Source organism: Fodinibius sp. AD559, from assembly GCF_052712805.1.
Map to the genome: position 1 here is coordinate 151,009 of NZ_JBQPVW010000004.1, position 22,562 is coordinate 173,570.

Consider the following 22,562-nt stretch of genomic DNA (forward strand, 5'->3'; position numbering starts at 1 on the left):
CCATTGTTCCGATATTTCTGATGTTATTTTGAGGCTCGGTAAATGAACTCATAATTTTGTTATTAAGCGATTGAAGTATTATTGCTAAAAGGCTATTCTTACTACCCAATAATTGAAACTGATAACAGATATTCTATTATGATTACAACTGCCCAATTTACCTATATTCCACTCAAAGCCTCAGACCCGCGAGAAAGTATTGATTACCTGCTTGAACTGGTGGCCCAGCATGATGTTGAGGTGGATGTAAATTATATGTCGACAAGTGTGCGCGGTGAAACGGAAGTTGTTTTTGAATTGATCCGTGAGATGTATGATACGATGACGATAGAAAAGGAAGAGTTCCGGTTTCATGTTGAGCTGCTTAGTCCGGAGTCGGAGGAAGAGGATCCACTCGATATTCCGGAAGCGTAATTCTTAGGATTATTCAAAAAATTAATACTCCCAATGCCTGACCGGTATTGGGTTTTTTAATGAAATATTTTTAAAACCCTATAGTTGAATATTTTCTGCAATGCCATTGTCATTTTTGTATCTTTAGCGTTCTTTTGAGCAAGCAAAAATAGTGCTTTAAGCACATCTTTATGACCCAGATTCGCAACTTTAGTATTATTGCCCACATTGATCACGGCAAATCCACGCTCGCAGATCGACTCTTGGAGCGTACCGGTGCTATCACCGAGCGCGAAATGCAGGAACAGATTCTTGACGATATGGATCTGGAGCGTGAGCGTGGTATTACGATTAAGAGTCACGCCATCAGGATGGACTATGAACGTCCGAATGGTGAGAATGTGATTTTTAATTTGATCGATACCCCTGGTCATGTTGATTTTGCCTATGAGGTATCACGGGCGTTAAAAGCTTGCGAAGGGGTGTTGCTTGTTGTAGATGCAGCGCAGGGCATAGAAGCTCAAACGATTTCTACGTTGTATCAAGCCATCGATCAGGATCTTGAAATTATTCCGGTGCTTAACAAGATTGACTTACCGAGTGCCGATGTTGAAGGAGTCGGGCAACAGATTGTAGATCTTATTGGTTGTACCCATGATGAGATATTGAAAGTTTCGGCGAAAACCGGTGATGGCGTTGATGAGTTGCTTGAGGCGATTGTAGAACGTATTCCGGCACCTGAGCAAGAGACTGAGAAGCCTTTGCGGGCGCTTATTTTTGATTCTGTGTTCAACAGTTATCGTGGTTCTATTGTGTATGTTCGAGTGATGCAGGGAACCCTTAACAAAGGTGATGGCATCCGTTTTATGGCAACGGATAAGGAGTACGAAGCCGAAGAAATAGGATTTTTAAAACTCGAAAAGGAAAAGACCGAAAAGCTTGAGGCCGGTGATGTGGGATATATTGTCGGAAGTGTAAAATCGCTACAGGATGCTCGTGTTGGTGATACGGTAACGCGAACAGATAATCCTGCAGAAAAACCGATTCCCGGATATCAAGAGCCGAAGCCGATGGTATTTAGCGGCTTGTTTCCCACGCAATCGGATGATTTTGAGGATTTGCGATCGGCACTGGAAAAGCTGCAGCTTAATGATGCTTCGCTGACTTATCAGCCGGAAACATCGGAAGCTCTGGGCTTTGGATTTCGTGCCGGGTTTCTGGGAATGCTCCACATGGAGATAGTGCAGGAGCGTCTCGACCGCGAGTTTGATATTGATATCATTACCACGGTTCCCAATGTAGAATATGAGGTACATATTACGGAACGAGGTGAACAGAAAAAGGTAGTGGTTGATAACCCAAATGATATGCCTGATCCTGCCAAAGTGGAGGCGGTTTATGAACCCTATATCAAGGCCAGTATTTTAACGCCTTCGGATTATATCGGTCCGGTAATGACCCTGTGCCAGGAGAAGCGGGGCAAATATATAAATCAGCTTCATATGCAGAGTCAGCGCGTAGAAATTAAGTACGAGCTGCCCATGGCCGAAGTGGTCTTCGACTTTTATGATCGTTTAAAAAGCGGAACGCGCGGATATGCTTCTCTTGATTATGATTTCTTGGAATATCGAGAGGGGGATCTGGTGCGATTGGATATTTTATTAAATAAAGAACCGGTTGATGCGTTATCGAGCATAGTTCATAGGGATAAAGCCTATGATCTGGGACGTAAACTGTGTAAGAGACTAAAAGAGCTAATAGACCGTCACCAGTTTGAGGTACCCATCCAGGCGGCTATCGGGAATAATGTTATCGCCCGTGAAACTATTCCGGCCATCCGAAAAGATGTGACGGCTAAATGTTATGGCGGTGACGTTTCACGAAAACGCAAACTCCTTGAGAAACAGAAAGAGGGGAAGAAACGTATGAAGCAGGTAGGAACTGTTGAAGTACCTCAGGATGCATTTTTGGCGGTACTCTCTATGGATGATGACAATAATAATTAATGCAATATTAGATAATGGACAGGACATTTTTTGATTCAGTTAAAGAAGCTTCAAGCTTTCCTTTTTCGAAAATGGTTATCACTGGAATTGTAACCATTTTATTAATTCTGACATCATTACCGACTCATGCTCAGTTTGAGGCCGCAGAATTTGAAAAAATAACCCAAGAAAAGCGTGCTAAGTTTGAGCGACAGACCCGGGATATTAGCTTAACCGGCCAAGGATTATACGAAGATACGAAACTTGATGATCGGCAAACCAATGAAATTAGAGCTCGGTTACAGGCTCTGTTTGGCGACCCTACGCAAACGCTCGAAGATCTAATCAATAAGGACAACTTTAGACTTGGTAAAGCCATACAATTTGAGTATTGGTTTATGGTTAATGACAGTATTCCTTTGATGGTATTAGACTGGAACGGACCGTTTGGGAGCGGTTTGACATATGGCGGGGCAAGCAAATACGTTGACTTAATGCCTCAAATTAAAAGGGAATTTGCACAAAAGTTAATGTCGGTTAAGAGGTTCGGTGAGTATGAAGATTTTTTTTATTCTCCGGAAAAACAGCAGTGGTTTATTGTTAAATATGAGGATGGGAAGTTTAGAACTGAAGAGATTGACTCACCTGAAGGAATGAGTATAGATTAATTTAGATTATTAATAAGGAGTAACATTGGCAGATCAATTATCAAAAGAAGAACGCAAGGAACGGCGATCTCAAAGAAAACGGCGAAAAGGAGAAGAGAACGAGAAGGCAAAAAGTTGGCTTCGGGAATGGATGGATGCACTGCTTTTTGCAGCAGTGGCAGCAATAATAATCCGTGCTCTTTTATTTGAGGCCTATCGTATTCCTACGCCTTCAATGGAGAAAACCCTGTTAACGGGAGATTTCCTAATTGTTTCTAAAATTAGTTATGGATCCCGAACACCGATGGTGTTGGGGGTGCCGTTTACGAATATTTATATGCCCGGTGCAGTAATTCCGTGGACACGTTTACCTGGCTTTAGTGAAGTTGAACGCAATGATATTGTTGTCTTCAACTATCCCATTGATTTAGATCCTATTTCGGCTAAAACAAGCTATATTAAACGTGCTGTTGGCGTGCCCGGTGATACAGTTACTGTTGATGATGCGGAACTTTTTGTTAATGGAGACGAGGCAAAATCGTTCGAGGGTATTCAGCGAACGTACGTTGTTTCGGTTCGCGATCGGGTACGACTGAGTCCGGCCAAGGTTGAGGCAGCGGGAGGTCGGCTTATAGGATCACAAAATCAGGGATCATATAGGGTGACGATGCCCCGGGATGTAGCTGAAAAAATAAGTGATTGGCCCGAAGTTAATAATGTAGAGCTATTCGTTTTACCGGAGGATTTCAATGAATTTAATCGACGTGATTTCAGCTTTTCGTCTGGTTTTAATAATCACCATCACATTCCACCGATTGTTATTCCATTTGATGGGCAGACGGTTACGTTAACGCCTGATAACTACCATATATACCAAAATGTTATTACTCGTTACGAAGAAAATAATGTAGAGCGAAATGGTGATCAGTTTGTAATCAATGGGGATACGACGAATAAATATACTATTCAGCAGGATTATTACTTTATGATGGGAGATAATCGCGATGACAGTGAGGACAGTCGTTTTTGGGGATTTGTCCCACAAACTCACATCGTAGGTAAAGCAGGCATAATTTACTTTTCGTGGGATAGTGAACGCATGCTGCCGCGTTTTGGTCGACTGTTAAACTTTATCCACGATTAATTTTTGCGGATAGTTTTTCCCATTGGGTGACCTTCTTTGATGGCAAGCTGTCCGCATCCTGCATCGATATCGTCACCACGACTCCGTCGAACGGTAGCTGTTACATCTCGTGACACAAGTTCCTGCATAAAGGCATCAAGGCGTTGTTCACGGGCTCGTTTTAGTGCTACCCCAGCCACATCATTATACATGATGATATTTACCTTGCTGGGTGCCCACTGCACAATATCAGCGAGCTGCTGTGCATCTTCGGGACTATCGTTAAACTCATCAAAAAGCAGGTATTCGTACGTGATAGGCCGGTGCAGCTTGTCGTAATAATGCTGAACAGCCTCTTTTAATTTATCTAATCCCATCGAGTTGTTGATAGGCATAATCTCATCGCGCTTTTCATCATTAGCCGCATGCAGCGATATTGCCAAGTTAAATGGCTGACGCTCGTCGGCCAGCTTCTTGATCTGTTTGGTGAGTCCTACCGTAGATACGGTGATACGTTTGGGTGAAAGGCCAATGCTAAGCTCATCAGTGATTATATTCGCAGAATTAACGACGGCCTCATAATTATGGAGGGGTTCGCCCATCCCCATATATACAATATTGGTAATGCCTTTGCCGAATCGTTCTTCGCAGAGCTCGGCAATATATTGTACCTGATCGACGATTTCACCGTGCGTTAGGCTACGGAAAAATCCCATCTTGCCTGTAGCGCAAAATGAGCAGCCGAATACGCATCCCACTTGTGATGAAACACAAACCGTGAGCCTGTTGGCAGCCCCATCCTCATAAAAGTCAGGGATGAGTACAGCCTCAACCTTATGATCTTCTTCACCCTGCAGTTTGAAAAGAAACTTTATGGTTCCGTCTTCAGATTCCTGGTGGGTGACATAATCAATAGTTGGGACCTTTGCTATTTCTTTGAGACGTGAACGCAAATCTTTGGAGAGATTGGTCATCTCATCAAAGCTGTGTACGCCTTTTTGATACAGCCATTGGAATAGCTGATCACTGCGAAAGGATTGAAGTCCGAGTTCTTCGGTAAACTCCTGCAGTTCTTCCTTAGTTAAATTTTTTAGATTGGTTTTTTCGTCGATATCGGTTTGTGTATTCATATCTTTAAAGATACAAATCCTATAGCACGTTTGTTAAACAAAGAGTAATGATTTTTTAGCGTTATAATGACTATTACAAATTAAAAGAGGGGGATGCCTCAAAAGACATCCCCGAAATAATTGTCAGTAAAAAAGAGTTTTAATTGTCGAGCGTTGCATTAAGCTTAATATTGACCCCTGCTAATGCTTTTGAAACCGGGCAATTTTTCTTAGCTCCTTCGGCAAATTCCAGAAATTTATCTTCTTCGATGTCAGGAATATTGGCCGTTATGTTTAGGGTGATCGTAGTTATTGCAGGATCGCCATCTATCATTTCGAGAGCGACATCAGCGTTGGTTGTTACGGCTTCGGGAGTATATCCGGCTTCGGCTAAATCAGCAGAAAGAGCCATTGAATAACACCCGGCATGAGCGGCCCCAATGAGTTCCTCCGGATTGGTGCCGGTGCCATCCTCAAAACGGGATTTGAATGAATAGGAACCTTTATAGGCTCCGCTTCCAAACGACATGTTTCCGTTCCCATTTTTGAGATCTCCATTCCAGCTTGCTTTTGCTTTACGTGTAGGCATAGATAAATAATTTTCGGTTAAACTTTTGATATGAGATATAAGAACAGCTTATTCCCTTCTGACATTCCTGAGAGATATTAGAATTGTTTTGAGACTACATTGATAGATTAATGATTAGGGAAAAGAGGAAAAGCAGGAATTAGTGGTTAAATCGAAAAATCATTATTTAAATGAACGATCTTTTTTCGTATTTAATTCTAAGGGTTTGAACTTGGAGCGGGCTCGAATTAATTGCAATAAAAAACTTATTACTGATGAATCAAGAAATGGAAGCGGAATTTGTGGATGTATATAGTACACTCACAGAAAAATTGATGAATTGGTTTGAAACAACTATTGCAATGTTACCGAATCTTGTAGTAGCATTGCTTATTTTGATTGCGTTTTTCATACTCGGGCGCCTTGTCCGCGGAGGTGTAAAACATATGCTGGAGAAGACGACCAGCAATAAAACAATCATCAATTTACTGGAAACAATTGTTGGGATTATAATAATTGGTATTGGGGTTTTTATCGCTTTGAGCGTTCTTAAGCTTGATGGGGCGGTAACATCACTTCTTGCCGGTGCCGGTATTATTGGTTTGGCATTAGGTTTTGCATTTCAGGATATTGCCTCGAATTTTATCTCCGGAGTTATTTTATCTATCCGCCATCCGTTTGGCATTGGAGATATTATTGAAACCAATGGCTTTTATGGAACGGTGCAAAAGATGAATCTTCGCAATACCATTATCCGCACTCCACAGGGGCAAATCGTTTATATCCCAAATAAAAGTGTTTTTGAAAATCCATTAGAAAATTATACAACAAGTGGAGTACGACGCATTGATCTGGAATGTGGTGTATCTTACGGCGATGATCTTGAGAAAGCGAAAGAAGTTGCCATTGAAGCGATTGAAACACTGGATAATTATGATGATGACAAAGAAGTCGAATTTTATTATGAGGAATTTGGCGGAAGCTCAATTAACTTTGAAATTCGTTTTTGGGTGAATTTTAAATCAAATTCTGATTTTTTGTCTGCCCGTAGCGATGCTATAATAGCTATTATGAAAGCATTTGAAGAAACTGATATTATGATTCCATTTCCCATACGTACGCTGGATTTTGGAGTTCGGGGAGGCGAAAAGCTGAATACAATGATAGGGGAAGCCCAAAAATCGTAGAAGCTCAGGAAGTATCTAAAAGAAGGCCGAGTATTAAGCTCGGCCTTTTACTTTTGTAAAAATTGTGATTCGCTATTTGAGGTAGCGATTAAGATAATCCACATAGGAGGTATAGAGTAGATAATAGCTTGCAGTATTAAAGGCTACGCCGTGAGCACCGGGAGGAAAAATCTGCAAGTCAACTTCTTGTCCATTTCCTGTGAGTTCGGTTAATAGTTGCATAGTGTTTTGAACGTGCACATTCTCATCCATTGTAGAGTGTGAAAGCAAGAGATTGGCTTTTAGATTTTGAGCGTGTGTTATGGATGAGCTTTGCTCATAACCGTCCTTATTGTTTTCGATTAGCCCCATATACCGTTCAGTATAAATACTGTCGTAAAATCGCCAGTCGGTAACGGGTGCTGTAGCAATACCGACGTCAAACACATCGGGATAATTAAAAAGAGTATAGGTTGTCATGTAGCCACCATAGCTGTGTCCGCGCATCGCCATTCTGTTACTGTCTACCCAACTTTTATCACCCATAAATTGGGCCATTTCAACAAAATCGTTGGCTTCCCATTTACCGAGCTGCTTATAAACAATCTTTTCAAATTCTGATCCGTAGCCCCCGCTGCCCCGATTATTCACATTCACAATAACGTAGCCTTCCTGTGCCAGGTATTGGTTCCATCCGCCGGATTCCCAGCTGTTATAAACGCCCTGTGCACTGGGACCACCATAAATATTGAGTACCAGGGGATATTTTTTATTAGGATCAAAATCAACGGGTTTAATCATGTAGCCATCTAATTTCTGCCCGTCGGAGGTTGTAAAAGAAAACAGTTCGCGAGGGGAATAGACATGTTTTTCTGTAAAATCTTCCACAGATGTGTTACCCTCAAGAACTTCCAATTTTCCATTCCTCGTACTCCAGAGTTCAACCTGTGTTGGAGTTGAAGTATTTGAATAGCGATCGATATAAAACTTGCTATCCGACCCCATGCTGATGTTATGCGTTCCCTCTGTCTGGGTGTGCTTGGTTTTATTACGGCCGCTAAAGTTGACGGAATACAGATGCCGTTCCAGCGGTGATTCTTCGGTGGAGGTGTAGTAGATTCTGTTATTGCGGTAATCTACTGTGTGAACATAGGTTACTTCCCAATTTCCATTGGTGACTTGATTTTTGACGGTACCGTCATAACCATAGCGATAGATATGACTCCAGCCATTTCTATCCGAAATCCAGAAAAATTCCTTGCTGTCTTTGGGGAAAAAGAACAGGTGATCAATGCCGGCAAAAAAGTCGAATACATCGATCCAGGCATCAGACTGTTCATCCATAACCAGTCGTCGTTCACCATCATTGATATCGTTGAAAAACAGCTTCAAGTGATTTTGGGCTCTATTCAAATGTACGGTAGCCAGTTTATTCTCGTCAGCCGTCCAGTAAATTCGCGGAATGTAGCCATCAGTTGGTGTATCCATCCACTGTTGTTCCCCTGATTCCACGTTTATAACCCCGATTTTTACCTTGGGATTTTCGTCGCCCACTTTAGGATAGGGAATTTTTTCGTATTCAGGATGCTGTCCGGAATAATCGGTCATTTGAAAAATGTTGACATGGCGTTCATCGGTTTGCCAGTATGCAATTTTTTTGCTGTCGGGCGACCATGTCCATGCCTGGGCCAAACCAAATTCCTCTTCATAGACCCAGCCAAACCGTCCGTTATAAAAATATTCTTTGGCGCTGTTGGTAAGCTGTGTTTCTTCTTGGGCTTCCAGGTCATATACGAAGAGATCTCCGTCCCGTTCATAGCCGATCTTGCTTCCGTCAGGGGAAAGTTCTGCCGTACGCGCATCTTCTACGAGTAGATCGAGCGATCCATCTTCAACGGAGTATAGATAGTAATCAGAAATACCCGAACGGCGATATACCGGTCGGAAGTTCGATTGAAATACTAAGTATTTTGAATCATCTGACCATTGAAACGAAGAATATTCGAAGGTGGAATCGGATTTCGGAAACGTATGGTTGGCGCTATTGAAGATAAGTTCATCTTCTTCCAAAGCGGGATCATATGCGCGAATCTCCATATTTTCCGTTTCCTCGTTGAATTCCATGTACGAGTATCGGTTGCCGTCGTCAATCCAGTTGACATTTCGGGGTCCGTTGGAACCGCTAAGCTGACTGCTTTTTGAGAGGGCTTCTTTGACGCTGGAATAACGCTGTTTATCCTGGGCTAAAGTGGGTTGTTGAAGTATAAAAGCTCCTATCAAGAAACTGAGAGCCAACGTTTTGAAAAACAGAGAGAATGAATATTTCATTTTTTTGATATCTATTTAGAGAAAAACTCTTTTGTAAGAGTTGAAGAAATTAATAATTGAAATCCGGTACAAATTAAAATTTATAACCCGTTATTCAATCAGTACTTGGAAAATAATCATTAGAGCGATGGATATAGTTATAGTTGTTGCAACGGTGGAGGTATCACTTTCCTCCATGGCGTCGGGGATGAGTTCTGCAAACACCATCCATATCATAGCTCCCGCAGCAAAGCCAAGTCCCATGGGCAGGTATGTGCGAAATATTTCTACAAATAGAAAAGCGGGTACGGCCATCAATGGCTGGGGCAGGCTCGAAAAGATACTCCACCCCGCTGCTTTTAAAGGGGATGTTCCTCGGGGAATTAGCACCAGGCTGATGGCTAATCCTTCGGGAATATTATGTACGGCAATAGCGGTGGTAATGAACAATCCCAGATCCAATCCCCCACTAAAAGAAACACCAACGCTTACGCCCTCGGTAAAAGAGTGGACCGTCATAATACCGACGATCAGGAGCATCTTTGTACTGTCGACTTTATCGATATTTTTGATGGAAAATCGATTATCGTATTTGTTAAGTATTTTTTTGCTGCCGATAATAAATACCAGCCCTATAATTATTCCATAAAAAGTAAACCAGAGGTCGTGATTTGTTCCTTCATAGATGAGTCCAAAGCTTGCTGCAATCATCAATCCGGAGGCGATGGCATTGGAAATGCCCAGCCAGTTGCGGGTTAAATTTTTAAAAAAGAAAAAGGGAAGAGCTCCTAAACCCGTAGCTACGGCGGTAATCAGGGCGTAAATAAAGACATCAAATGCGGGCTGTTGTAATAAATCACTCATAGTCTCTGGTAATCAGTGCTCGGGAATATACAGAGTGATCTTGTTTAATCCAGTATCCGTAAAAAATTTAGAATTGAAATAAATAGGAAGAGAAAAATAACGAGTGACGAGTAACGCTTGAGACATTACTCATCAAATATTGGAGAGACTGTTAGTTTTCTTCAGTTAGCTCTTTGATAATGGTATCCATTTTGTCTTCCAGATCGCTGGTTTTTTTATCAAAACCAGTACGGTTCGCAAGTTCGGTATTAACACTACAGTAGAATTTGATCTTAGGCTCTGTACCGGATGGGCGCACGGTTACCATTGTTTCATCTTCTGTAACAAATTGGAGGACGTTTGAGACCGGTAGATCAATATCTTCGGTTTTGCCTGTTTTGATATTTTTCGATACTCGGGTTTTATAATCTTTGATTACAACCACATCAGATCCCGCAAGTTGTTTGGGCGGATTCTCCCGATAATTTCTCAGCATCTTTTGGATTTCCTCAGCGCCCTCGCGTCCTCGTTTGTAAACAGAGACTAATTTTTCTCGATAATAGCCGTGTTGAAGGTAGATATCCAGCAGGGCGTCAAACAGGCTGGTTCCCTGATCTTTGTAATAGGCGGCCATCTCGGCGATGATAACCGACGAAACAATGGCATCTTTATCGCGCACATGATCGCCGATAAGATATCCGTAGCTTTCCTCACCGCCGGCAATAAACTGTTTTTCATCTTCCAGCTCGGTCATCAGTTCACCGATATACTTGAATCCGGTAAGCGTATTGTAGCACTCTACACCGTAATGCTCGGCAATGGCATCAATCAGGTAAGATGTGACAATAGTTTTGACGATGTATTCATCGCCGTCCAATTTGTCGGCTTCTTTCCAGGCGTTTAGGACGTAATTTATGATCAGTGCCCCGGTTTGATTGCCGTTAAGCAAAACCCACTCATCGTGATGGTCCTTAATAGCAACACCCACACGGTCGGCATCGGGATCGGTAGCCATCACCAGCTCGGCATCAATTTCTTTGGCCTTATTTAAGGCCATGGTGAGTGCCTCTTTTTCCTCCGGATTGGGATACTCAACCGTGGGAAAATCACCGTCATAGGTCATCTGTTCTTCAACGAGCGTTACATTCTTGAATCCGTACCGTGTTAAGGCAGGTGGAACCATTACACCGGAAGTTCCGTGAATGGGAGAAAAAACAATGCTCAGATCGTTCTGGCGACTGATTGCATCCCGTGATAATGATACATCCATCAGGGCATCCAGGTACTTCTCGTCAATTTCTTTGCCGATAGTTTCAATATTTTTGGATACGCCCTCAAAAGAAACATCATTGATGTCCTCAATCTGCTGGACTTCTTCCATTACTTCTTTATCCTGAGGAGCTACCAGCTGACAGCCATGTTCGTCATAGGCTTTGTAGCCGTTGTATTCTTTGGGATTATGTGAAGCCGTCAGCATTACGCCGCCGTGACAGTCCAGTTCGCGAATGGCAAATGACAATTCAGGGGTTGGACGTAACCCTTCAAACAGGTATACATAAATGCCGTTGGCAGAGAATACATCAGCCACTACTTGAGCCAGTTCCTCAGAATTATTTCGGCAGTCGTGAGCGATTACCACCTTAATTTGTTCGTCGGGATACCTTTTCTTCAGAAAGTTACTGAATCCCTGGGTAGCCATCCCAAATGTATATTTGTTGACACGATTAGAACCGACGCCCATAATGCCACGCAGTCCGCCGGTTCCAAATTCCAGATCCTTATAAAAGGCGTCTGTCAGCTCTTGGTATTCTTCATTGTCAAGCTTTTCCCGGATGACAGCTTTGGTTTCGTCATCATAGTTACCATTCAGCCAGCTGTCAATTTTTTGTTTTATCTGTGGATCTAAGGATTTCATAGTAAACGAAAGTTGATGAATTAATTTTTTTGTGATTCTACGGCCGGAGGTTGGCTCCAGTCTACTTTTTTGATCATCAGCCAGATGCCGATTGCAATAAGTGGGATACTGAGCCATTGTCCCATATTAAATACCCAGTCGGCAGCAAAAGCGGCCTGTTCCATCTTTGTGAATTCGAGGAGAAAACGCCCGGCAAATAGGATGGCTAAGAATAGGGCGAAGAGTGATCCTTCCGGAGGATTCGTTTTATAGGCGTGATATACTTTCCATAGAATTCCAAAAACGATAATGCAGAGCAGGGCTTCATAAAGTTGGGTTGGGTGACGAGGCAGCATGTCAACACGGGTAAAAATAACAGCCCAGGGTACTTCTGTCGGCTGTCCGACTATCTCGGAGTTCATAAAATTGCCCGTTCGGATAAAAGCTCCTGCAATGGCAACGACGACGACTACGCGATCAGCCAGCCAGAGAAAACTCATATCCCTAAATTTTTTGGTGAACATGTACAGGGCAATGATAATCCCAATGGCGGCACCGTGGCTTGCCAGTCCGCCATTCCAAATTTTTAAAATTTCGGCAGGATAACGCAGATAAAAGCCGGGGTCATAGAATAGTACATGTCCCAGCCGGGCACCAACCACAGTAGCAATTAAAACATACGTTAATAGTTGATCTACTTCTTCAGGATCACGATTGGCATGGAGAAACATTTTGCGTGTCAGCCAAAACCCCACTAAGAATGAGGTGGCGAAAAGAATGCCATACCAGCGGGGTTCGAGTGGTCCCAGGCTAAAGGCTACGGGATCGACGGACCAAGTAAAATAATCGTTTGCTAAAAGTAATAAGTTCATGTGGTAGTTTATCTATTGTAAAAATAGTTTGGTAAAAACCTTTATGCCCCCCTCTTTTTAAGGGAGTATTTTATTTCAATCCCCCTAAATTCCTCTTCTCCAAGAGGGACTGAGGAGTTAAAGGAGTTCCTCCTTGGAAAAGGAGGTCAGGAGGATTGATAAAAGTTCAAAAAAACGCCTGATTTTTTAATTATTGAAAGTTAATAGAAAACGTACTAAACAACTAAGTAGGAGTAACTACTATTTCACGATTTTATAATCGGTACCTTCAGGGCTATCCATCAGCTTGATATCCAGTTCTTCGAGGCGGTCGCGGATAGTATCCGAAAGCTCAAAGTTCTTTTCGTGGCGTGCACTATTGCGGATATCAATAAGTAGCTCGATGAGCTGTTCAGTCTTGTTATCACCAGCAGTTGAATCATCTTCTTGTGGCCAGAGTCCCAGTACACCGTCTACAAAATCCCGTAGAAACTCTTTGATATCGCTAATATTTTCAGGGACATCTCCGCTGTTAATTTGCTTGCGGATGGTTTTTAGCTCCTCAAAAAGAACGGCGATAGCCTGTGCCGTATTAAAATCATCGTTGAGTTTACTTTCCAGTGAGGTTTTTAGGGATTCCAGATCATAAGCTTTGCTGGTACCTTCCCCTGCATTGTCAATGGTTTTAATCATTTCTTGTAGGCTACGAAGTCCGTTTTCGGCTCCGGAAAGGGCATCCTCAGAAAAATCAGTGGTACTGCGGTAGTGACTTTGAAGCAAAAAGAATCGGATAATTTGCGGATCCCAGGCGCGGGTTAGGAGGTCGTGATCACCGGAGAAAAACTCGTGCAGTGAGATAGCATTGCCCAGTGATTTACCCATTTTTTGTCCCTCAAGGGTAACCATGTTGTTGTGCATCCAGTAGTTGGCGAAGGGCTTGTTAAAAGCGCCCTCACTCTGTGCAATTTCACATTCGTGATGCGGAAATTGGTTATCCATGCCACCACCGTGAATATCGAAATGTTCGCCCAGGTACTTTGTTGACATCGCCGAGCATTCTACGTGCCATCCCGGATAGCCCATGCCCCAGGGCGATGGCCACTTCATAATGTGTCCGTCATCAGCTTTTTTCCAGAGCGCAAAATCTTCGGGCGAACGCTTATCACTGGCAGTCTCGATGCGAGCACCGCTTTCCTGATCTTCAACATCCCGGCCGCTTAGCTTGCCGTAATCCTCATCCGAGGAGACATCAAAATAGACATTGCCGTCGGTTTCGTAAGCGTGACCATTTTCAAGTAATTTTTTGACCATCTCGATTTGCTCGATAATGTGTCCCGTTGCACGGGGAGAAATATCTGGTCGCTGTACACCCAGCGCATCCATATCGCGGAAATAGTTATAGGTGTACTTTTCTGCAATCTCCATGGGCTCCAGCTTTTCGATGGCCGCCTGTTTTTCCAGCTTATCCTCACCCTGATCGGCATCGTCAGTCAAGTGACCCACATCTGTGATATTTTGAACATACCGAACTTTATATCCCAAATAACGCAGGTATCGAATGACTACATCAAATGAGACATAACTTTTGGCGTGTCCCAGGTGGGGATCCCCATACACCGTAGGCCCACAAACGTAGATACCTACAAAGCCTTCTTTGATAGGGTTGAATTCCTCTTTTTCGCGGGACAGTGTATTGTAAATATGTAATTTATCCATGGATCAGGATGCTTCCTTATTAATCAATAAAATTGCATTTCCAGTTTGCAAAGATAACGTTTCATTGCAACAGTTGACAACGTGTATTGCTGTAAAATCGTTGTAATTAGTTGTCAAATAATCCTTTGAGAATATTCTTGCCCTTATCTTTCAGGTAGTCTTTTATAATGGGGGCAATCTCTTCTTTATCCGGTCGAATATTGGGATCTTCTTGAGTACCTGTCATCCGAAGCGGAACCATAATGGTACCGTTTTCTTGTGTTAAGGCTTCGACAGCCTGTGAGCTTATAATTGAAGCGATTCCCTTTTTAAATCGTCCCGGAAGGAATAGTTGGGTTTTATAATTGATCTTGCCGGATACCATGTGTTGGGTACCATTGAGTTCCATGCCGATATCATCGCTGGTCATGCGTAAGTCATTTATAGTAAACACACTGTTTTTTAGCGAATAGGTGCTTTCGAACTTATCTAATCCCACATTGTTAAATTCCTTGGCATTTAACAGTGTGGCCAGCTTTTTTTGGATGGGATGCCCTTGAATACGAGAGTTGGTCATTCCAAAATTTCCGTCCATCGTTGAGGTTTCAATGACCGGTTCTAAAAACTCGTTGAGTTCGGAATAGTATGCTACATCGGCACTGAAGGCTCCAGATATATATTGGTGAAAATTGCTGTCTTCTCCGAGTACCTGGAACTCATTAAAAAAGGCGGAGGCTTGCAAGCCGTTTAGGTTTCCGTTGAAAGTGATCATGGTGCGCTCGGGTTTGGGCACATCCCAGGTGAAAGAGCCAGTGGCTTCGCCATCAAAAAGATTAATGGATGCTTGGTCCATGGTAATTTTCTCCGGGGATGTGGAAGCATCTGCTGTCAAGTTCGTCATTGTAACGCCAGTGACAATCATTTTATCGATTTCGGCACTTACCGAACTTGTTAAATCGGGCAGATGGATGGGAATCGGTTCCGTGGTTGCTGTGGTATCACTCCAGTCGATCAGTTCATCCAAGTTGAGAAGATTGCTTTTGTAGGATCCCTTTAAATGTGGAGTAGTTGTTCGGTCTTTTTTTGTTTTGAGATACTCCATATAATTACTGAGTGAGCCGGATAAGGCGATATCAGAAGAGCCGATATTAAATGATAATTTATTTAAATCTACAGAACCGGGTGAAAGGTTGAGTTTGCCATTGAGGTCGGTCACCGGCTGGACCATGGCTTCGCCATCCATATTGATATTCTGTGCTGTTAGTTGTCCGTTGAATTTCATATTTGCAGGATCATTAGTGGCCCCTTGCACGCGCAGATTGAGATCGGCCAATCCGTTAAGCTCAGTGATTGTAGGTTGCAACTCGTAATAATCTTTAATCTGATTAAGCGCTGCCTTGCCGGTAAGTTTTATATCGATCGTTCTATTATCACTCAGGTAATTTCGTACATTTCCTGAAACGCCCAGGTTATTATCACCGGTGGTAAAGCTGGCTTTTGAAATGGTAAGATTGGGACCATCCAAGGAAGAATTTAGAGTAAGATTTTCAATGGGTTTACCCAGTGATTTGTGGCTGATATATCCATCAGAAAGCGAGATATTTCCTGACTGAACAGCGTTTTCTATCTGATCGGCTTTGCCTTTTAAGACGGCCTGAGCTTTAAATTGGCCACGCATACTCAGTGTATCTTCGTCGATGGGATAAAAGTCTTTGATGGTAGCCAAGTTGAAGTCCAGATTGGTCGTTAAATCAATGCTGCGTTGATCCTCACTCATCGGCTCGTTTATCGATCCCTTCATAGAAAAGGTGTTGGTTGCAGCCTGTAGTTGCATGTTGTTTATGGTGATGACCGATTGATTTGCTTTGGCATCGATGGAGATATTTTCAATTGGTTTGGCTACTTCTGCATATTTGAGCAAGCCATCGCTTAATGAAATAGTGGCATCAAAAGTGGCTTCTTCGGGAGCCGCCATATTTCCGGATGCCTGTCCGTTGGCTGTTAGTTGTCCGCCCAGATTTTCAACATCAAACTGACTGATGTCATAAAAATTGCTGACGGTAGCCAGATTTACATCTGAATCGAAATCAATAGAAAACGTACCGTTTTCTTCCAGTGGATTTTCAAGCTGTCCGTTTGCCGACAGAGTATTTTCTCCGGCCTGGGCATTTAAGTTTTCAATGGCAATCAATTTGTTGGATGCATTAGCTGTCAACTGGATGTTTTCAATTGCTTGGGGCAGATCCGGATTTTTGACGTAGCCGTCACTGACAGTAATCCCGATATCAAAATTTGGCAATTCTTCGCCCAGCAATGTTCCTTTAATGGTTCCGTTAATAGCTAATGCCCCCCGACTTTCGAGTCCCTCGGTGTATTCTTCATATTCCGCGGGAACCAGTCTGAGTAGTTCACCGAAATTGTCTGAAGATGAGTTAATATTAAGATCGGTATTTAAATTGTTACTCCACTCAGATAATGATCCGGTCATATTTAGCGCCAGCCCGCGAATAGAAAAAGTGCCTTCATTGAGTGTTACGGTTTCGTTCTGCAGGTCGATGGTAGATTGCTGACTCATGCTCAGCGGTAGGTTGTTGAGGTAGGTACTTTCTCCCATTGAAGCCGAAAGTCCACCCAGTTGCAGATCAATGGTGCTTGTGATCAGATCGGCGTAGCTCAGGGAGATATCGGCGTTGAGGTCGTCCAGTTGAACGTTAGTTTCGGTTGTTGCATCCTGATAGCCAAAGTCTCCTCCGCTAATATTGAAATAGGGAATATTGATGGCCAGAGTCCCGGCAGTAGTGTCGGCCTCGGCTTCTTCAGCCATTAAAAAATCAATATTTGTAGTACTATCGGTATTTACAACGTAAGTAAACTTCGGATTACGAAGGCTGATTTCAGAAATATTTATCTGGTCGCCCAACAGTGAAAAAAGTTCAACTGAAACCACCAGTTCGTCTAACGAGAGCAGAGTGTCTTCTTCTGTTTCGCCTGGGATACTCATGTTTTGTATACTTATGCCCGGTTGTGGAAAAGTGCTGAACAGTGTCAGCGACATTTTTTCTACGTTGACTGTACGTCCCACAGCATCATCGACGTAAGGCATGACGGTAGTTTTCAGGCGTTCATCTGTGAAATAGATGTTTAGCCCAATCACAATAACAATAAATAATCCTATAACAGCACCGGCTATCTTCAGAAAAGTTTTCATAATTTCAAGATGTTGGTCTCAATTGAATGTTATCCCGCAATTTTTGATAGCAAGAAAGCTTACACTGATTAAAAGTCGAATAAATTGCCACAAGTTCCTTATGTTATATTCAATTCGTAATTAGTTGGTAAAATACAAAAGTTTATCATGTTAAATTGGGGTTCAGGAGCAGATAATCCAAAGTTTAAAAAACGTCGCCGCCGATTAGTTCAAGCGCTGGCTGATAAGGGCATTAAAGATCAGCGGGTGCTGGATGCCTTTAATATTATTCCGCGACATGTTTTTGTGGATACGGCGCTACAGGATCGTGCTTATAAAGATACCGCATTGCCCATTGGCAAAGATCAAACCATATCGCAGCCGTACACCGTAGCTCGACAAACGGAATTGCTCGAAGTACAGCCGGGTGAAAAAGTGCTGGAAATTGGGACAGGATCAGGGTACCAGGCGGCAATTTTGTGTGAGTTGGGTGCTAATGTATATACGGTTGAACGTCACGAAAAACTGTATAAAAAAGCTAAGTCTACTCTAAAAGAGCTCGGGTATTCTGTTCGCGCTAAATTAGGTGACGGAACGCTGGGATGGTCGGCCTACGATCCTTATGATGCCATTGTGGTTACGGCAGGAGCTCCGGTTGTACCCGAGGATTTAGTTGAACAATTAAATATAAATGGACGCCTGGTGGTTCCGGTGGGTGATGACAAAAGACAGGAAATGGTTCGGATCATCAAGATTCGGGAGGATGAGTTTGAAGAAGAGCATTTCAGTGATTTTAAATTTGTGCCGCTTATCGGAGAAAAAGGCTGGAATAAATAATTGTGAATTAAGAATTGTTCAATGAAAAATTGTGATCCTTGCTATATCTTAGGGTTTAAATTAATTCCTAATTCTTAATTTCTAACTCCTAATTCTCAATTCCTTTGTCACAGAACGACCAGCCTGAAATCCAATCCGATAAAGATTTAACATCGTGGAGCGAATCCCCCTTTTTGTTAATAAAAGGTTTTTTAATGGGATCGGCGGATATTGTGCCAGGTGTAAGCGGGGGTACATTAGCGCTTATTGTCGGTATTTATACACGCCTCATCAATGCGATCAAGAGCTTTGATACGCACTTTTTAAAGCAGTTTATTACACTAAAATTCCGGGATGCTTTTCGTAAAGTACACTGGAAATTTATGGGGGTCCTGCTCGCAGGGATGTTCTGTGCTATCCTGTTTTTTACGAAAGTAGTGCCTCTCCAGGTGTATATGTTTACCAATCCTGAATTAATATATGGCCTCTTTTTTGGATTAATAGTAGGATCTGTGTTTGTGCTTATCAAAGCTATTGATGACTTTAACTGGGTACATGGTTTGATGGTTTTGATTGGAGCAGGTGTCGGATTCTGGGTTGTTACCTTAGTGCCGGCCGATACCCCTGAAGCGCCGTGGTTTGTTTTTATTAGTGGGTCTATTGCCATTTGTGCGATGATTTTGCCGGGAATTTCCGGCTCGTATTTTTTACTGATCCTGCGAAAATATGACTATATATTATCACAATTTGGCAAGCTGGGTACATCAGAAACAATAGCCGGTTTATTGTCATTACTACCTTTTGTAGCCGGGGCTGTTGTAGGCTTGGTGCTTTTTTCAAGGTTATTGTCGTGGTTATTAAGTCGATACGAAGCAAAGACACTGGCTGTACTAATTGGCTTTTTAATTGGATCGCTTTATGTGATATGGCCCTATCAGGATCGAACGTTTGAGCAAATTGTTAGCAAAACGAAAGTGGTGGCATATGAAAGCTCTGTAGCGCAGGAATTGCGGAATAATCCCCCCAATGAAAATCGCCCCGAATTTAAGCGACTGGGCGAAACGCTGAATCCCGATGGCGCACAAAAAGAAGTAGAGGTTTTGACGGTTAAAAACAAGCTGGTGAAGAGCGATCCTTTTATTCCGTATTTAACCGTTCAGGAGGCTGGGACGTCTCATTTTTGGAGCGGGATTTGGGGAATGATTGTTGGATTAATTATGGTGATGGGGCTTGACTATTTACGAACGGAAACCTAATGTTTATAAAAGAGAATTTAATCTTAAATAATAGCTGTTATCATGAAGGATATTAAAAAAATATTAGTACCTACTGACTTTTCGGAAAATGCACAGTTTGCCTATCGTCATTCCCAGGAAATTGCTCATCGTTTGGGAGCGAAAGTTGACTTCATCCATATCATTCCTACGCTTACCTATTTCCATAAAAGTTTATCAAAAATGCAAGCTCCGCTGGATGTGGATAAGGAGCTGTATCCCACTATTCAAAAAGAGGCATTGCATCAAATGGAAAAGGCGATGGGTGATTATATTGCCGAGGAGTCAAAAGGAGAAGCTATTTGTAAAATTGATCGAAAACCTTCTAAGACTATTGCTGAATATGCACAAGAAAATGGCTATGATTTAATCGTAATGCCCACAAAAGGCCACCACAAGTCTAACTTGATGCGCGGGTCAACGACCAACAAGGTTGTTCGATATTCGTCGGTTCCGGTATTTACGGTAGATGAAGGACTCAAGGCCGAAGGATTGAAAGAGATAATGATACCTACGGATGGTTCTGATTTATCATTTACTGCTTTACCCATGGCGTTGACACTGTCAACAATTTATGATGCTGGTATTACTTTTTATCACGTACAGGAGCTTTATGGTAGCCCGCTTGATTCTGATAGCCGGGATCCCCAAAAATCGGATAAACAAAATATATATGAGGCGCTGTTAGATCGGCTGGATGATTTTCTGGCTGCCGAGGGTATTGATAATGTAAAAATTGTTCGCGGCGACGAGAAGTTCAGAGATCAGTTCGTAATATCAGATAATGCATCAAGCAGACGTGTTAATATTTATACGGCAATAGAACGAGGAGTTTCGGCTCACCTGGGAATTGAAGACTATGCGGCGGAAAATGTTGATGTAGTCGTAATGGCTACGCATGGTCACAGCGGTTTTGCTCACCTGCTGTTGGGTTCTACAACAGAAAAAGTAGCTCAGTCGCTTAGTACTCCGGTGCTGACTGTCAGGCCAGATGAGAAGAAGTTGTCGAAGAAATAGTGTTTAGTTTAGATCCATTAATAGTAATAAGAAAAAGGCGCAAAGAAACTTTGCGCCTTTTTCTATTAGAATGAGACTATGTTTTAAGCCAGAAAATGGTCTCCTGCTTCGGGAATCCAGACTTCGGTGCCGGTTGATTTCTCGGTGTATTTCTTAAAGTCTTCGGGATCGCCCGTCAACGGTGGGAACGTGCCGTAGTGAATAGGTACCGCATAATCAGCTTGAAGCAGATCACAGGCCATGGCAGCTTCGCCCGGCCCCATGGTATAGTGGTCGCCCATCGGAACGGCAACAACATCGGGTTCGTAGAGCTCACCATAGAGTTCAAGCTCATAAAAAATGTTGGTATCACCGAGATGATAAAAGGTAATATCATCATAAAAGGAGATCACCAATCCCGCCGGTTCGCCCGCATAATCGCCCTGGAAGGATGAGCTGTGATTGGCCGAAACCATGGTGACAGAGAAATCATCAAAAGCAACCGTACCACCTTTATTAAATTCGACGGCTTGATCTTCGTCGAGACCATGTTTGCTAACCAGCAGTCGAGAAAGTTCGACCATTGTAACCACTTTACACCTGGTTTCTTCGGCAATGTCCAGCGTGTCGCCCACATGATCTTCGTGTCCGTGGGTTAACAGAATATAATCGATGTCATCCTGTTGTTTATACTCGTCTGGGGTGGTAGGATTTCCTGACAAAAAAGGATCAACTAATATTTTTGTACCTTGGGGACTTACAAGTTTAAAAGCAGAATGTCCTAACCATTGTGCTTGAACTGATGTATCCATAGCTGTAATAGTTTATTTAATGATTTAATTATAAATAGTATTGATTATCCGTGATCAATGTGTTATTAATGAAGTTCAAAAGCGCATAAGATAAGATGAATTATGAAGTTGAATGTTATTCCATTTGGTTTACTATCACAACATTTTATGGCGAATCATTCCGTGCGCTTTTCTGTGCTTATCTAATATCGTATAACTCCTAAAAAATATGAGGTTTACCCATGGCAGAACGAATCAAACTGCATCCCGAAACGCCCCATGTAAAACGATTATTTGAAATTGCTGACAAGGTAAAGGATGGAGCGGTGGTACTTTTTCCGACCGACAGTCAATATGCTCTTGGCTGTGATTACAAAAATAAAAAAGGGATTGAACGGATTCGTGAGATTCGACAGCTGGGAAAGGGGGATCATTTAACCATTTTATGTGATTCTTTATCGGGTATAGCAAAGTTTGCCCATATTTCTGATTATAATTTTAAGCTTATCAAACGCCTGATTCCCGGCCCGTATACCTTTATTTTACCGGCTACTAAAGAGGTGCCCAAGCTACTCGTACATCCCAAGAAAAAGACGGTAGGCATTCGCGTGCCTGATTATCCAATTTGTGAGGGGTTGCTCCGTGAGGTTGGTAATCCCATGCTCGCTATTACTGCTAAAAAGCCCGAGATGGATGAAAATGCTCTGGAAAAATTTGATCGAGAACCGTTTTTGCGAAAATTTGATAAACAAGTGGATGTGACTATTGATAATCAACAGGATTTGCCTTCCCAAGAAACCACGATCTTAGATATGACCGATGATAATACGAAGATTGTTCGTCGTGGTCTTGGAATTGAACGAGTGGAAGAAGTGTTTGACAGGCAACGAGAACCGTTAGAAAAACAAAGTTAGTTT

At 42.5% G+C, this 22,562-nt stretch carries 18 protein-coding genes; 9 read left to right on the forward strand and 9 right to left on the reverse strand.

Translation table 11 applies throughout. The features are described from left to right. Positions 1-138: 138 nt before the first annotated feature. The 4 genes from ACQ4LT_RS08820 (at position 139) to lepB (ending at position 4,169) form a co-directional block, all read left to right on the forward strand. Complete coding sequence (locus ACQ4LT_RS08820) at positions 139-414, forward strand: YkoF family thiamine/hydroxymethylpyrimidine-binding protein (RefSeq protein WP_445665666.1); 276 nt, start codon at positions 139-141, stop codon at positions 412-414. A 170-nt stretch (positions 415-584) separates the two neighbouring features. Next, on the forward strand, positions 585-2,399 hold the full coding sequence (gene lepA / locus ACQ4LT_RS08825) for a translation elongation factor 4 (RefSeq protein ID WP_445665667.1): 1,815 nt from the start codon (positions 585-587) through the stop codon (positions 2,397-2,399). 14 nt (positions 2,400-2,413) lie between these two features. After that, the gene (locus ACQ4LT_RS08830; protein WP_445665668.1) at positions 2,414-3,046 is read left to right on the forward strand and encodes a hypothetical protein; all 633 of its coding nucleotides are present in this window, start codon (positions 2,414-2,416) and stop codon (positions 3,044-3,046) included. Positions 3,047-3,071: 25 nt separating this feature from the next. Continuing rightward, on the forward strand, positions 3,072-4,169 hold the full coding sequence (lepB, locus tag ACQ4LT_RS08835; RefSeq protein WP_445665669.1) for a signal peptidase I: 1,098 nt from the start codon (positions 3,072-3,074) through the stop codon (positions 4,167-4,169). Here the strand turns inward: lepB and rlmN are convergent. Beyond that, complete coding sequence (gene rlmN, locus ACQ4LT_RS08840; RefSeq protein ID WP_445665670.1) at positions 4,166-5,278, reverse strand: 23S rRNA (adenine(2503)-C(2))-methyltransferase RlmN; 1,113 nt, start codon at positions 5,276-5,278, stop codon at positions 4,166-4,168. The genes lepB and rlmN overlap by 4 nt on opposite strands. A gap of 139 nt (positions 5,279-5,417) precedes the next feature. Further along, positions 5,418-5,846, reverse strand: coding sequence for an OsmC family protein (locus ACQ4LT_RS08845; RefSeq protein ID WP_445665671.1), 429 nt, complete (start codon positions 5,844-5,846; stop codon positions 5,418-5,420). A 254-nt stretch (positions 5,847-6,100) separates the two neighbouring features. Between ACQ4LT_RS08845 and ACQ4LT_RS08850 the strand changes: the two genes are divergently transcribed. Then, positions 6,101-7,012, forward strand: a complete 912-nt coding sequence (locus ACQ4LT_RS08850) for a mechanosensitive ion channel family protein (protein ID WP_445665672.1) — start codon at positions 6,101-6,103, stop codon at positions 7,010-7,012. Positions 7,013-7,084: 72 nt separating this feature from the next. Here the strand turns inward: ACQ4LT_RS08850 and ACQ4LT_RS08855 are convergent, their stop codons facing one another. The 6 genes from ACQ4LT_RS08855 to ACQ4LT_RS08880 all read right to left on the reverse strand — a co-directional run bounded on the left by ACQ4LT_RS08855 (position 7,085) and on the right by ACQ4LT_RS08880 (position 17,789). Beyond that, a complete protein-coding gene (locus tag ACQ4LT_RS08855) occupies positions 7,085-9,319 on the reverse strand; it encodes a S9 family peptidase (RefSeq protein WP_445665673.1) in 2,235 nt (744 codons plus the stop codon). A gap of 90 nt (positions 9,320-9,409) precedes the next feature. Next, positions 9,410-10,162 (reverse strand): ZIP family metal transporter, encoded by a 753-nt coding sequence (locus ACQ4LT_RS08860; protein ID WP_445665674.1) that lies wholly within the window; start codon positions 10,160-10,162, stop codon positions 9,410-9,412. A gap of 151 nt (positions 10,163-10,313) precedes the next feature. Further along, positions 10,314-12,056 (reverse strand): phospho-sugar mutase, encoded by a 1,743-nt coding sequence (locus ACQ4LT_RS08865; protein ID WP_445665675.1) that lies wholly within the window; start codon positions 12,054-12,056, stop codon positions 10,314-10,316. Between the two features lie 20 nt (positions 12,057-12,076). After that, positions 12,077-12,907 (reverse strand): prolipoprotein diacylglyceryl transferase, encoded by an 831-nt coding sequence (lgt, locus tag ACQ4LT_RS08870; RefSeq protein ID WP_445665676.1) that lies wholly within the window; start codon positions 12,905-12,907, stop codon positions 12,077-12,079. Between the two features lie 240 nt (positions 12,908-13,147). Continuing rightward, positions 13,148-14,602: a cysteine--tRNA ligase gene (cysS, locus tag ACQ4LT_RS08875; protein WP_445665677.1), complete on the reverse strand. Its 1,455-nt coding sequence runs from the start codon at positions 14,600-14,602 to the stop codon at positions 13,148-13,150. A 106-nt stretch (positions 14,603-14,708) separates the two neighbouring features. Next, the gene (locus ACQ4LT_RS08880) at positions 14,709-17,789 is read right to left on the reverse strand and encodes a DUF748 domain-containing protein (RefSeq protein ID WP_445665678.1); all 3,081 of its coding nucleotides are present in this window, start codon (positions 17,787-17,789) and stop codon (positions 14,709-14,711) included. 147 nt (positions 17,790-17,936) lie between these two features. On the opposite strand from ACQ4LT_RS08880, the gene ACQ4LT_RS08885 reads away from it, so the two are divergent. The 3 genes from ACQ4LT_RS08885 to ACQ4LT_RS08895 all read left to right on the forward strand — a co-directional run bounded on the left by ACQ4LT_RS08885 (position 17,937) and on the right by ACQ4LT_RS08895 (position 20,875). Then, a complete protein-coding gene (locus ACQ4LT_RS08885) occupies positions 17,937-18,605 on the forward strand; it encodes a protein-L-isoaspartate(D-aspartate) O-methyltransferase (protein ID WP_445665679.1) in 669 nt (222 codons plus the stop codon). Between the two features lie 104 nt (positions 18,606-18,709). Further along, a complete protein-coding gene (locus ACQ4LT_RS08890; RefSeq protein WP_445665680.1) occupies positions 18,710-19,840 on the forward strand; it encodes a DUF368 domain-containing protein in 1,131 nt (376 codons plus the stop codon). Positions 19,841-19,882: 42 nt separating this feature from the next. Further along, on the forward strand, positions 19,883-20,875 hold the full coding sequence (locus ACQ4LT_RS08895; RefSeq protein WP_445665681.1) for a universal stress protein: 993 nt from the start codon (positions 19,883-19,885) through the stop codon (positions 20,873-20,875). An 83-nt stretch (positions 20,876-20,958) separates the two neighbouring features. Here ACQ4LT_RS08895 and ACQ4LT_RS08900 read toward each other — a convergent pair whose 3' ends face one another. Further along, the gene (locus ACQ4LT_RS08900) at positions 20,959-21,666 is read right to left on the reverse strand and encodes a metal-dependent hydrolase (protein WP_445665682.1); all 708 of its coding nucleotides are present in this window, start codon (positions 21,664-21,666) and stop codon (positions 20,959-20,961) included. Positions 21,667-21,887: 221 nt separating this feature from the next. Here ACQ4LT_RS08900 and ACQ4LT_RS08905 point away from each other — a divergent pair, with 221 nt between their 5' ends. Next, positions 21,888-22,559: an L-threonylcarbamoyladenylate synthase gene (locus tag ACQ4LT_RS08905; protein WP_445665683.1), complete on the forward strand. Its 672-nt coding sequence runs from the start codon at positions 21,888-21,890 to the stop codon at positions 22,557-22,559. Positions 22,560-22,562 lie beyond the last annotated feature (3 nt).